Annotated in this window: 14 protein-coding genes; 4 read left to right on the top strand and 10 right to left on the bottom strand. The window is 48.8% G+C overall.

Features of this window, described 5'->3' with window-relative positions; translation table 11 throughout:
• Positions 1-15: 15 nt before the first annotated feature.
• Positions 16-192: a hypothetical protein gene (locus ACZ44I_RS06665; RefSeq protein WP_464551439.1), complete on the bottom strand. Its 177-nt coding sequence runs from the start codon at positions 190-192 to the stop codon at positions 16-18.
• Positions 193-297: 105 nt separating this feature from the next.
• Between ACZ44I_RS06665 and ACZ44I_RS06660 the strand changes: the two genes are divergently transcribed.
• A complete protein-coding gene (locus tag ACZ44I_RS06660; RefSeq protein ID WP_464551441.1) occupies positions 298-765 on the top strand; it encodes a GyrI-like domain-containing protein in 468 nt (155 codons plus the stop codon).
• 428 nt (positions 766-1,193) lie between these two features.
• Here ACZ44I_RS06660 and ACZ44I_RS06655 read toward each other — a convergent pair whose 3' ends face one another.
• Complete coding sequence (locus ACZ44I_RS06655) at positions 1,194-2,804, bottom strand: IS1182 family transposase (protein WP_464551443.1); 1,611 nt, start codon at positions 2,802-2,804, stop codon at positions 1,194-1,196.
• A gap of 178 nt (positions 2,805-2,982) precedes the next feature.
• Between ACZ44I_RS06655 and ACZ44I_RS06650 the strand changes: the two genes are divergently transcribed.
• Together ACZ44I_RS06650 and ACZ44I_RS06645 are read left to right on the top strand one after the other, a co-directional pair.
• Complete coding sequence (locus ACZ44I_RS06650) at positions 2,983-4,890, top strand: beta-propeller domain-containing protein (RefSeq protein ID WP_464551445.1); 1,908 nt, start codon at positions 2,983-2,985, stop codon at positions 4,888-4,890.
• A gap of 641 nt (positions 4,891-5,531) precedes the next feature.
• On the top strand, positions 5,532-5,999 hold the full coding sequence (locus tag ACZ44I_RS06645) for a nucleoside deaminase (protein WP_464551447.1): 468 nt from the start codon (positions 5,532-5,534) through the stop codon (positions 5,997-5,999).
• Here ACZ44I_RS06645 and ACZ44I_RS06640 read toward each other — a convergent pair.
• The 7 genes from ACZ44I_RS06640 to ACZ44I_RS06610 all read right to left on the bottom strand — a co-directional run bounded on the left by ACZ44I_RS06640 (position 5,993) and on the right by ACZ44I_RS06610 (position 12,065).
• Positions 5,993-6,382, bottom strand: coding sequence for a hypothetical protein (locus ACZ44I_RS06640; RefSeq protein ID WP_464551449.1), 390 nt, complete (start codon positions 6,380-6,382; stop codon positions 5,993-5,995). The genes ACZ44I_RS06645 and ACZ44I_RS06640 overlap by 7 nt on opposite strands.
• Before the next feature lie 46 nt (positions 6,383-6,428).
• Entirely contained in the window at positions 6,429-7,067 is a 639-nt protein-coding gene (locus tag ACZ44I_RS06635; RefSeq protein WP_464551649.1) for an MFS transporter, read from the bottom strand.
• Positions 7,064-8,956 (bottom strand): beta-CASP ribonuclease aCPSF1, encoded by a 1,893-nt coding sequence (locus ACZ44I_RS06630; RefSeq protein WP_464551451.1) that lies wholly within the window; start codon positions 8,954-8,956, stop codon positions 7,064-7,066. The genes ACZ44I_RS06635 and ACZ44I_RS06630 overlap by 4 nt, the downstream gene beginning before the upstream one ends.
• 31 nt (positions 8,957-8,987) lie before the next feature.
• A complete protein-coding gene (psmB, locus tag ACZ44I_RS06625) occupies positions 8,988-9,629 on the bottom strand; it encodes an archaeal proteasome endopeptidase complex subunit beta (protein ID WP_464551453.1) in 642 nt (213 codons plus the stop codon).
• A gap of 78 nt (positions 9,630-9,707) precedes the next feature.
• Positions 9,708-10,556: a CBS domain-containing protein gene (locus ACZ44I_RS06620; protein WP_464551455.1), complete on the bottom strand. Its 849-nt coding sequence runs from the start codon at positions 10,554-10,556 to the stop codon at positions 9,708-9,710.
• A 5-nt stretch (positions 10,557-10,561) separates the two neighbouring features.
• A complete protein-coding gene (locus tag ACZ44I_RS06615) occupies positions 10,562-10,990 on the bottom strand; it encodes a universal stress protein (RefSeq protein WP_464551457.1) in 429 nt (142 codons plus the stop codon).
• 43 nt (positions 10,991-11,033) lie between these two features.
• Positions 11,034-12,065, bottom strand: a complete 1,032-nt coding sequence (locus tag ACZ44I_RS06610; protein ID WP_464576435.1) for an amidohydrolase family protein — start codon at positions 12,063-12,065, stop codon at positions 11,034-11,036.
• 52 nt (positions 12,066-12,117) lie between these two features.
• Here ACZ44I_RS06610 and ACZ44I_RS06605 point away from each other — a divergent pair, with 52 nt between their 5' ends.
• Entirely contained in the window at positions 12,118-12,276 is a 159-nt protein-coding gene (locus ACZ44I_RS06605; protein ID WP_464551461.1) for a preprotein translocase subunit Sec61beta, read from the top strand.
• On the opposite strand, the gene ACZ44I_RS06600 is transcribed toward ACZ44I_RS06605, so the two are convergent.
• Positions 12,266-13,021 carry a coenzyme F420-0:L-glutamate ligase gene (locus ACZ44I_RS06600; protein ID WP_464551463.1) on the bottom strand — a complete coding sequence of 252 codons (756 nt, stop codon included), beginning with the start codon at positions 13,019-13,021 and terminating at the stop codon, positions 12,266-12,268. The genes ACZ44I_RS06605 and ACZ44I_RS06600 overlap by 11 nt on opposite strands.
• Positions 13,022-13,162: the final 141 nt, after the last annotated feature.

Here is a 13,162-nt window from a genome sequence, read left to right as displayed (position 1 = left end):
TAAGATTGGGCTCCATCATCTCCTCTTCAGGGCGACAATGAGTACTCCACAAAGCCCGAGAGCAGCAATAGCAGCAACCGGCAGACTACCAGACTCTTCTGTTGCGGGTGGTGTTGTTTCTGTGAGTATAGCTGAGACGGGTGTAGACTGACCGGCGTTCACCTGCACCGTCCCCATCCAGTCATTATGCACTGCATCTATATGGTTTTCCGGTTCTCCCTACTAAAAATATCCATATTTTTGGTTTTCCCTACATCCAAGATTCATTTTTTATTCTTCGGATGCAGATCACCTTCCATGCGATCGATACTGACTGTTGACGCTCCCACGCAGAAAGTGATTGGGATCCGGAGAACCGGACGCTATGAAGAGATTGGACCGATGATTATGGAGCTTGCATCCTTCATCGAAGAACACAACATAACCGTAATCGGCCCCCCTGCCTACATCTGCCATGAAGAGAGCCTTGAAGCCGTGCAGGCGGCAGCAGAAGCCGGAAATGCCGATATAGAGATTGCCTATCCGATCACAGGTGAAGCCGAAGGAAGCGGTGATATCCGTGTCTATGAGCTCCCCGGTGGAAAGATGGCCCGGATCATTCACATGGGGCCATACCGCGAGCTGCCCGATACCTATCAGGAACTCTTCAGGTGGCTTGAAGATAACCATCTCACCATCACAGGTCCGGTCCGGGAAGTCTATATCAATGATCCAAAGACCACAGAAGAGGATCTCCTGGTGACCTGGATATACGCCCCGGTCTGATTTTTGAAATTAGCAGCCTCATGGAACGCGACATCCAGCTTCAAAGAGCCAATGATGAACGGACTGCAGCCAATGAACAACTTACAGCAATAGAAGAAGAACTACGGCATCAGTATGAGGAGTTGGACCGAATTTGTAAGCAAGGCCGATCTGGATCGCATGCTTCAACTAAAATGGCAAGGAGTCTCCTTTCTTTAGGGCGGGTTAGTTGACTATCATACGGAAAGAAGGAAAACAGATGATTCTCCACCACACTGTTATGAATTCACCTTCATTGACAGGGATGGTGGTGAACATTTCACGCATATAACTGTCGGTATGATCCCCGGCACACGACAATCAGTTGAGTTTTTTTGAAGAATCTCAGAGGATGGCATCTGCCTCCAGAATATGCCGAAATCAGGCTGGGACAAAATCCCCATTTTTTGTCATGAGCACATGACCCCAACAATCCATCCCGGATCACCACATTTGATCCCCCAACGCTCATATTGGTTCCATTCATCACAGGGGGAAACCCAGATACATCGTTCATCGGTAAAAAATGACGAAAACGATCCCTCATTCGAGTATTGCCGAGACGGTAGCCTCAAACCATTGACTGAGCCAAGGTTTTGCACCTTTTGAACCGGCACACGTTTGCAGATGACACCAAGATTGTGTCCAATTGCATGAAGAATGCACTCACCTGTCACCTTCTTCTTACCCCTGTGGCTCACCTGAATCCAGCGTTTATTTACCTTCATATTTCCAAACGGTGCTTCAGCCACAGTGAGTCGTTTTGCATACTCCTTCTTCCCGTCAGGTGTTGCCAACCGCGCTCTCATCTCGTCTTTCAGCATCTCCTGGGGATGTCGTGTGATTGAACGCTTAGATGCTTTTGTACAACTCAGATGGAGTGGACACCAGGCGCAATTACCACGATACAGCCGTAATGGTTGGCTTTTGCTATCCTTCTGAATCCGGACAAAATGCATTCTCCTTCCGGCAGGACAGGTATACCAGTCGTTTTCAAGATCATACCTGAACCGCGACTTCGGATAATATTTCGGTCTCCCGTGAGTCTCAATAAAATGCATGGAATCAGGAATCAAGCTAAATAATCCATTGTCTTTCAGAAATGCATAGTTCTCAAATGTGGCATAACCGGGGTCGGCACTGATGACAGCCGGTGCACTGGATGTATTATTCATAACCTGTTCGACCATTGGAATGAGTTGGTGATAATCGGTTTCTTCGGTTGTGACATCGACGGCAACGATGATATTGGCCATATCATCCACTGCTGTCTGCATATTATATGCTGCAAGACAGGACTGTTTGTTTTTCATGAGATGTGCATCCTCATCGGTGAGATTGATGCGTTTTTCACCGGATGCAACAAGATAGTTGTATGCGGATGCAAGTTCCTCGATCTTCTTCATCAGATCAGGGTCATCTGCACATTCCTCTGGAATGGTGAATGGGGACCCGGTTCCAAATAGCTCATCCTCTTCGTTATCTGTCCTTTTCGCTTTGCCAAGGAGCTTTTTGATCCTGCGTCGGAGTTGTTCCTGTGTCACAGATTTCTTTGAAGAAGCGTTTGCTTTGATTTTTGAGCCATCAAAGGCGATATGGTTCAGACCGATTAAACCGAGATCTTTGCAGATCGAGATAATCTGTTCAAAGAGCGGGACAAGTTCATCAAAGAATCGGGTTCGGAAACGGCTGATCGTTCGATAGGTTGGTTTCTGCATCGCGGCAAGATACATGTAGGCGGTGTCGGTGTGCAGTTTGTTTTCTATCTCTCTGCTGCTGAATACACCCTGGAATGTAGCATAAAAGAGAACTTTGACGATCATTCGAGGATCAAAAGCATTCTGACCAACGGTTGCGTTATATGTGTTGTAAAGAACGGTGAGATCCATTTTGTCGACAACAGCACTGATGATCCGGGCACTGTGATGTGCCGGAACAAATTCTTCAACAGAGAGAGGGAGCAGAAAAGGTCTGTCCCTGATGGTATGGTTTGAACCCCTCTTTCTGAACCATAATAACACCGCTGGAATCTCTGTTCAGAGATTCCTGCATATATATTAGCCCTTTATACAATATAGTACTTTTGAGGAGTTATGTCCCAGCCTGAAATGATCGATTAGGGTAAAACTGCAATAATATCCGCAGTTAAAGCAATCTATTTCTCACCTGATGCTCTTCTTAGTGTAAAGGAGTGATACTATGCAGCACCGCTATCTCATCGCAACCCTTCTTCTCGGCATACTTGTTATTGGTGCAATCATTGGATTTGCCCTGCTGAACCCGCAGGCTTCATCACCGGAAGGAGGGCCGGTGAAGTTTGCTAACGAACAGGAGGTACAGAAGTACCTGGTACAGTCAGAGGTCTCCGGCTATTCGTCCCGGTGGATGAATACGGCAAAAACCGAAGATATGGCCGCTATGCCCCCTGCTGCCCAGGCAGGAATGCCGATCCCGATGCCAACCTCAGCCGGTGGGGCGGTTGAGTATTCGACAACGAACATCCAGGTACAAGGAGTTGATGAGGCTGATTTTGTTAAAAATGACCAGAAATACATCTATCTCATCAGCGGCAGCAGGTTCATCATTGTTGATGCCTTCCCGCCAGAAAATGCAAAGATAATCTCCAACATCAGTCTCTCCGGCAGTCCGCGTGAGATGTACCTCTCCGGTTCAACGGTTGTGATCTTTTCAGACGAGACGATCGAAGAGTTCCAGCAGGTCGAAGGGAGTGCTGCCCCTGTTCCTGTCAGGCGGCAGGTGACAAAGGCTGAGATCTATGATGTCACGGACCGTTCAAAGCCCTCACTCATCAGGACAATCAACGCATCAGGAACATACGCCTCATCAAGGATGACTGATGGGATCGTGTACCTCATCACTCAGGAGTACCCGCAGAGGAAGGGATCAGATATCCCGTTGCCTTTGGTGACAGATGGGAGCAGTACCTACAACCCCGATATCTGGCGGTTTGACGATCTCGAAGGGCCATTTATCTTCCAGACGATCACTGCCTTTGCACCCACGCGATCATCATCCCTGTCAACAGAGAGTTATCTTGTCGGCTACTCATCGACCTTCTATGCAACACCGGCAGATCTCTATATCGCCTATACCCACTACGGCGATCGCTACCGGTTCGGCTGGATGGAACCTGCTGACCCGGCAGGCCCTTCAACCATCATCCACCGGTTTGATCTGAACCGTGGAAGCCCGGTATGGAAACAGAGCATGAGTGCACAGGGAACACTCCTGAACCAGTTCTCACTTGATGACTACCAGGGTCACCTCCGTGTTGCCACAACCGTGGAGGAGTATGGTGCAACCGGTTTTGAGACATCCTCAAGCATCACCATCTTCGATCGATCTGGAACTATCACAGGTGAGATCACCGGGATTGCGCCGACCGAACGTATATTTGCTGCCCGTTTTATCGGAGATCGGTGTTACCTTGTCACATTCCGCCAGATCGATCCCTTCTTTGTGATCGATCTTGCTGACCCAAAGAACCCGAAGATCCTCGGTGAACTGAAGATCCCCGGATATTCGGATTACCTCCATCCCTTTGATGACAATCATATAATTGGAATTGGGAAAGATACCGAGGAGACGGCATGGGGTGGCTTCACCACCACCGGTGTTAAGGCGGCACTCTTTGATGTCACTGATGTCACAAACCCGGCACTGAAAGATTCGATCACCATCGGCGGATCCGGGAGCGACTCTGAGATCCTCCGCGATCATAAGGCATTCTACTTCAATCCAAAGACCGGCGTGATGGTGCTCCCGGTCACGATTGCTCAGGGGTATGGTTCCGGTTATGTCTGGCAGGGATCCTATGTCTACGACATAACACCTGAAGATGGTTTCACACTCAGGGGCATCGTCCCGCAGTACAGGGGAGATGAACCGCCGGAGCAGGACCGCTGGCCAACAGCAGTAAAACGATCTCTCACCATCGGTGATATGCTGGCTACCATATCAGAGAACGCAATCGTCCTTGTGGATATTCGGGAGCCATCACATCGGTATGGATCGATTGATCTGCCTGGTACAGTCAGAAGATATGGGAACATCCTGCGGGATATACCGGTGCCGTCTCCGGTTTAATTTTTTTTTTGCACGAGAGATGAATATCCTCCACTTTTTTGAGAGAGTAAACGCTGGTGACTGAATGCTAACACCGCGAGCTGATCTCAAGGATTGACTCCTCGCCACTCCCGGGGGGCACCGCCTACCCCCTCCGGTTCCCGGAGTGGGCGGCCTCTCAGCCACCAAGCGGGGCTGAACCGCCCCGCCGAGAGGATGGGAGCGCTTCCGCGCTTATGCTGTTGTACTGGCTCTCCATCAGATACAGAGGAAAACTGGAGACACCTGATCTCAGTCCATCTATGCAGAAAATTAATGGTTGACGCGCCCTGCCGCTCCCATTTGATAAGGAGAACACCGCCCACCTGCAATCGCGTCTGTACTATCTCTTACACAGCACCTTCATGGGCTTACCCTCACCCGATACCAGGCACCGGTGCTCATTCGCGATTTATCCGGACCCCCATGTTATCCTTATTCCCCCTTCAGGTGAAGGGGGGCAGGGGGGTTTGCCGGATTGGTGAGGAGTGTCACAGTACAGCAGGTATCTCTCTGAGATGCACCTGCTTGTAAGCGCTAAAACATAACTGAATAGCAATATTTCTCCCTCTTCCAAACCACAATCGTGAACCTCTTATCTCACTGATTCCAAAGGGTATACAATGAACCCGGAGTGTATGCGTGAAGCGATCCGTCAGGCGCGAATCGGTATTGCCAAAGGACAGACTCCCTTCGGTGCATGCATCGAATGTAATGGCGATATCATCGCTTCTGCGCACAACCAGGTCTTTTCTGACACAGACAGCACCGCCCATGCAGAAATTGTCGCGATCAGGGAGGCAGAAACCCGTTTAAACAGCATTGACCTCAAAGGGTGCACCATGTATGCAACAACCGAGCCATGCCCGATGTGTTTTGCCGCATGCCACTGGGCAAAGATCTCCCGTGTTGTCTATGGGACATCTATTACAGATGTACAGGCACTTGGGTTTTCAGAGATGACCATTCCAAACACTGTCCTGCAGGAGATTGGGGGCAGCAACATGGAGATAATCGGCGGCTTCCTCCTTGAAGAGAACCTCTCGCTTCTCCGGGACTGGGCAGCTATCCCAAACAGAAAGATCTATTGACGTGCTTTAAGCCTGCATTGGCATCGCCCGATGGTAAGGACGACGGTGACTGCGAAGACAGCAGGAACGATAAAGGCTAAGAAGAAGGATGATAATTCAGCGATAAAACCGGTTACAAATGGAAGCAGAAACAGCCCGCCATAGGTTGCAGTATTATAGAGCCCCATCATAGCCCCCTGCGGTGCGCCGGTCTCTGCAAGGAACGCCATCTGGGAGATGATAACAACCCCGGCAAATGCCCCGAGCAGTGGGAAACCGATAGGGGTGATTAAACAGATAATAACAGATCCGGCAATACCAATTGCTGCGACTCTGATTGTTATAACCGGCTCAAGGCGGATATGTGAGACGACAAGAACCGAAATCATTGTTGCAAGATTCATACTGGCAATAAAAATGCCGGTTACAAGGGGTTCATGTCCGCCAAATTCAGGATAGAGGGCGGTTGCTGCCCCGGTTGTACCAAGGATGACGATTGCTGAGTACCAGAGCCATTTGTACTGGCTCAGATATCGGGGTAGCTCTGTTGGCAGAGAGATCCTTTCGTTCTGCTGACTGTCTCATAAAACGTGAGAGGAGAAATGCAACTCCAGAGATAATAGTGAAGAATGCAAGTCCTGATCGCGGATCACTAAGCTGTGACACAATCCAGCCGGTTCCGGCAAGCCCGGCAAGAAGCCCTGCGTTTAACGATCCCATAAAAAAACCCGAAAGCCGGGTGTGATCGGGATCGCCATTGAGAAGTGACATCGCTGATGCAATCAGGAGGCCCGCTCCCACTCCCTCAACAACCCGGGCAAGAATTAGTATGAGTGGAGAGAGAGTTGTCAGGAGCACAATTCCAGAGATTACGGTTATGCCAAGCCCTGTTCTGATCAGAAGCCGGGAGCCAATCCGATCGCTCGCAAGCCCTGCTGGAAAGACGGTGACAAGTGCACCAAAAAAATAGGCCGAAAAGAGAATCCCCTGAAGGGCAGACCCTTCCCCAAAAGCCGGGAGTACTGGCACAATGGCATTTGAGAGTGCCATGACCGCAAATACTCCAAGGAAATATGGTTTTTCATCTATACCATTCGATAAGTCTCAAGGTTCATAGGCGAATAGGTCTGGATATGGAATTTTTTATAGATTGAACTTGCGAGATCAAGGGTTTTGCTCTCTTCTCCATGGATACAGAATATCTTCTCTGGTTTTGGATGCATCTTGCCGATAAAACTCATCAGCTGTCTCCGATCCGAGTGGCCTGAGAATCCTTCCACAGTCGTGACTTCGAGATTGATGTTTATTGATCCCTTTGTGCCGATTGGGATCTCACGCCAGCCTTTCTGGATACGCCGCCCCAGGGTTCCATCTGCCTGGTATCCGACAAAGACAAGGGTATTGCGTTCATCTGCAGCGAGGTTATGGAGATATTCTATAACAGGACCGCCATTCATCATTCCTGATGTCGTAATGATGACAGAAGGACCCCCATTGATCACTGTCTCACGCTTATCGGAAGAATCCACCTGCTCAAAACATTCAGAAAGGAACGGGTTCAATCCTTCGCGGAAGATCTGGTTTCTGAGATCCGAATTTAAGTATTCGGGATAAGTGGTATGGATGGCTGTTGCCTCTTTTATCATGCCATCAAGGAAGATCTTGACCGATGGAAGTTCGCCTTTTCTGATTCCTTCCTCAAGTGCCAGCATCACTTCCTGCGATCGTCCAACTGCAAATGCAGGGATGATCACCTTTCCCCCACGTTCGATCGTCTTTTTGATCACATCGTACAGCTTCATCTCTGCATCCCTTCGTACAGGAGTCATATCATGGGATGCACCATAGGTACTCTCCATGAAGATCGCCTCCAGGCGAGGGAAACTGGCTGTTGCCGGGTTGAATAGACGGCTTTTGCTGTAATTGAAATCGCCGGTAAAGGCAATATTGTACAGCCCGTCGCCAACATGGAAATGTGCGATCGCCGATCCGAGAATATGTCCTGCGTTATGGAATGTGAGCTTGATATCCGGGGCAATATCGGTGACTGATCCATAGTTTAAGGTGATTGAATTCTTGACATACTGCTTTACTTCATTGGATGAATATGGAGCAGGACGATCTTCTTTTCTGATCACCTCAAGGTAGTCAAGCTGGAGCATTGAGGAGAGATCCCTTGTTGGCGGTGTTGAATAGACAGGGCCTGAAAAACCATATCTGAAGAGGAGCGGGATCAGTGCGCAATGGTCAAGATGTGCATGGGTGAGGACGACAGCATCAAGATTTGTCAGGGGTTGAATCTCAGGAACACCGAGGAACGGTGTGGCGCCATTTGTTGCACCGGGCTTCTCTCCGCAGTCGATAAGTATCCGGCTTTCAGGTGTTGATAGCAGAAATGCAGCCCGCCCGACTTCGCGGCAGCAACCAAGTGTGGTAACCCGGACCCATTGATCTTTGGCGATGATATCCCGGTGGATCCTCCTCCCACTCATGCGGAGGAACTCTTTCCTCTCATCACGATTTGCCCGGAGATACTGCCGAATCTGTTTTACCGTGGAACTCTCGATAGGGGGTGTCCTGACAACCTTTGGCGACCACCCGATACTCTTTGTAATGTCCCTTAAGGTCGATCCATTCTTGCCGATGACAACACCTGGCTTTTCTGCCTCGATAAGCACCTCTCCTGTATCAGGATCAAAGAATATGTCGGTGATACCTCCATTTTCCGGCACAATCCTGACAATTTCGTCATACGCCTTCTCCGGATCCTCGAGAATGTTCGGGCGGACAACGATTCTTTTCCTGAGATCGCGTGCAAGTACCCTGATCAGATCTGCCTGATCTGCAAACTGTTTGGGATCATCTGTGTAAATAACAAGTTCGGGGCCTTCGAATTCGACATTGGATACCGTAATACCCTGAGGTACCTTACGGTTTATCAGCTCTTTCAGCTCTCTGAGTCTGTCCTCAATTAACATGGAATCTTCCTAAAAAAGTTTTAAAAAAATGTTAGTTGCGAAGGGTTTTAACGATCTTTTCGAGGGTGCTGTCATCAAGCACCTCGAATTTTTCTGCTGTTATGACAGCAAGCTGGTACCCTTCACCAGAACCTGCATCCCGTCTCATGGCAGATTTTAAGGCACGGACAGCAAGTTCGGTTGCTTCTTTTTCAGAGAGTCCTGCCTTGAACCTGTCCTCAAGCACACCAAATGCCATGGGAGATCCAGATCCGGTTGCAACGAAGTCATCTTCACGTGTTACTCCGCCCATTGCATCAACCGAATAGACAGAAGATCCTGTATCATCCACCCCTCCAACAAGGAGTTGTACATAATAGGGGAAGTAACGGTTCTGGTTTAAGTAATTTGAGAGGAGAGTTGCCGAGGCTCCAACAGAGATATTTGTCCTTCGCCGAATCTGGTAAAGATTACTCTCCACACTCATCAGTCGTGCAAGCTGCTGGGCATCTCCTACACCACCAGCTGTTGTCATGCCGATTGTGTTGGTAATCTGATAGATCTTTTTTGCATTTTTACTTGCGATCATATAGCCCATCGTCGCCCGTTTCTCTGTTGCGAGCACGACTCCATCTGAGAAGACAATTCCGATTGTTGTCGTTCCCTTCATAATCTCCTGTGGCTGTTGCATCATAATATGCCCCCAAAAATCAGAATGAAAAAAATGATTGGTATTGTATCATATTTTAGTGATTACTTATATTAAACATTCTTATTGTGGCGTATAGTCGAGAAGTGCCTTGATGAGCTCCCGATCATAGAGCATTGAGACGAGCCTGTTATCGCCGTTGACTATTGGCAGCTGATCGACACGCCCTCTCTTCATCTTCAATGCACATTCGGAAACTCCGGCATTCGTTGGAACGGCAATAACCTTCTTGACCATTGCAAGTTTGACGGGTTTCTTCGGGAGTTGAATCCGTGAGATCGCATATGAGATGTGATGCATATCTCTGATACTCTCCCATGTCCATTCGTCATCGTCTGTGCCATTTGAAAAGTCGCTTACCTCGACATCATCCTCAATGCAGGAACATCTGATGAGATCTCGTTCGGTAATGATCCCTTCAAGCCTGCTTTCAGAATCAAGAATAGCAATTGCATCAACATGGGCAATTTCCATAATCCTTCCGACAATTGTTAGTGGAGTCTCACTCCAGAGGGCAAATGTTCTGGCAATATACCGGTTCTTGATCTCATCTTTGATCTTCAGCTGCGCAACCGCCCCGACAAGATCGGCAACGCTGATGAGACCAACGAGTTTATCATCTTCAATAACCGGAAGTCGCCTGATATTATTTGTAATAATTATCTCTGCTGCCTCTCTCAGGGTTGCATCTGGTGTAATCGAGATTGGGTCCTGGGTCATCAATAGTGCAATCTGTGTTTCATGAGGATTGCTGAGAAGATCTTTTCTGGTTATGATCCCGATACACTTCCCGTCTTTCATCACAGGAACGCCGCTGATCCCGGTTCTTTTCAGAATCTTTAGGATCTCATCCCTGTTTGCCGGGGTGTCAGCTGTGACCACATTTTTTGTCATGTAGTCACGAACTATCATTGTGCTTATACCCTCACCACCATAGTTGAAACAGTGCTATATTTCACGACATGGGCTGAAACGCTCCCGATTAAGAGGCGATCGATCTCGGACTTGCCGCGTGAACCAACTATGATCAGATCGGCGTTCACCTGCTCTGCGACGTTGAGGATCTCATTGCCTGCATGACCGGAGAGGAGATGTTTTGTGAGTGTTACGCCGGCATCAGCAGCTTTTTCTTCAGCCTTTTGCAGTGCTTCGGTTCCTTCTTTCTCTAGAAGGCTATAGATGACCTCCCATGTGTTATCCATCGGAACGGATGATATGAGCCCTGACTCGATGACATAGATTGCATGGAGATTTGCCTTGAACCCACGGGCAAGCTCAATAGCCTTATCAAGAGCATTCATGCCAATTTCAGAGCCGTCAATTGCGACCAGAAGTGTGTGAAACATACGTACCACCAAAATCAGTTCTTTATTATTAGGTAGTTATTAATTAAAAAAGAATTCTATCAAGATGGCAGGAACAACCCCGTGTTACCAGTGTTCTGATGGGATCGCGGGAGTGATTCAGATTGAAGCGTTCGGGATTTACTTCAATAATTGAAGCTTTTTTCCCCTCTTCAATCCAGTATGGGTCTCTCGTGAGTGATGAACCGGAGATGCCCATCTCAAGAATGGTACGCGCGGAAATATCCGTGATCACAGAGAGAAATGCCATCTCGCGCCAGAGATCTGGCTGAACGAACATTGCATTATCTGTGCCAAGGAAGACTCTGCATCCGAGTTCGATCATCTCGCAAACAGGCGGATGATCCGGCGATCTGGTTACCCCGAGGATCCAGTTTGATCGGGGACAGATAGCAATCGGAATTCCTTCATCTGCGCATCGCCTGAGATCTTTTCGGCGGGCATGAGTGCAGTGGATCAGAAGATCGGGGTTATAGGCCAGTGCGCCCTCAATATCCTCGAAATCCCGCTCCCCGGCATGAATTGCAATCATACGACCAGCACGTCGGGCAGTTTCAATATCGGATTCAAGATTAGGCAGGTCACGGATACTGCTGATCCCAAAACCATCAGAGGTTAGCTCCCCCCCCTCTCTTCCAAAGATAAGAGGCTGTGTGGACATGCCGTTTGCAGCCTCCAAAAGCGCATCAACACCTTCAACCCCCCCTTCACGAAAATCAGCAAAGCCTGCACACCCGGTCTGCTCCATAAATCCAATCGTCGCGTGCATGGCAGAGACAAGGGCACCTCTCTCTGTCGCGCGCAGAATCCGGTGTTTCAATCCATCAGGTGGTGAAACAATCGACTTCAGGTCCCCATCGACTGGCAGATCCATTGCCACGGTATCACCGATATGAGTGTGAGCATTGAAGAGTGCTGGAAGGATCCAGCGTTTCCGTGGATTATTTACCTCTTCAATTGATCTGATGATCCCATCTGCAATTTCAATTTGAACCGGCTGGAGTGATAATTCATCACCTAAAAGTGCGAACCCCTCAATGGAGGCATCCATCTCCATATCCTACCTATTGACCGTTTGTTTAAATATATGCACGGAGAAACCTGTCTGCATGGCAAAGAAGAAAGGTGGAAGAATGATATCCTCCGCAGGCCTTGTCACCTATTATGACAGCGAGGATCGGCGTCAGGTCACCATTGACCCAAAGACCGTGATCGCAGTGGCAATTGGCATTGGAGTCTTTATCTTTATTATGAATCTCATATACTAACGTATCCTCTCTTTTTCAGGGCTTCTTTGATGATATCTTCAGATTCCTCAAAATAGAGCATATCATGCCCGCTCCAGCTCCCCATGTTTCTGAAGACAACTGCCGGAACCCCTTTATTACTCTCGCCCATCACGAAGTTTGCAAAACCGGCGATCTCATCGGCAACCGCCTCTTCAGTGATGAGAAGCTCATGGCCAAAGAGATCGTGATCACCCCGGAAATCACGAATTGCGGTCATACCGCTCCACCCTATTGCGTGGCCTGTCTGTCCACGCCTAAATGCCCGCCCGCAGGTATCGGTCAGGATGACACGTATGTCGACACCTGTCTTCTCCAAGATTTCCGATCGGATCGCCTCAGCCGCACCCATCGGATCTGCGGGGAGAAGAATGACAATGCCATCCTCCACATTACTGTGATCGACACCTGCCCGGACACCGATATGTCCGGAGGCAAGTCTTGAGAGGATGAAGGGGTGATCAAGGATGATCTCAACAGACGAGTCAAGAACAGCCTGGACAAAGCGGGGATCCTCACGGGTCATAGAGGCAATCCGCCCTGCTTCAGGGCTGGGTGTGATCTCATCAAGACTCCGTATATTTCCAACAGACTTGGAATAGACAGAACTGGCGACACAGAGAATGTCCCCATCCAGAAGAGCGATCCTCTCGGAGATAAGTCCGGCGAGATCATCACCCGGCTGGATAATAGGGAGGTTTTCAACCTCTATAACTTCAATTGACATCTTGCTCACTTCTGTTATCTGCTGGATAGAGATTAATCTCTTTGCTGATGTTTTTACTATCCGCAGGACAACAGAGGTGTGATACAGTATCAGATGGGGGTTTCCGACCACCTTCCGATACATTTATCATCAAATCCGTAT

The sequence above is a fragment of the Methanocalculus pumilus genome, assembly GCF_055382585.1.
This window is presented reverse-complemented; position numbering and strand designations above follow the sequence as displayed.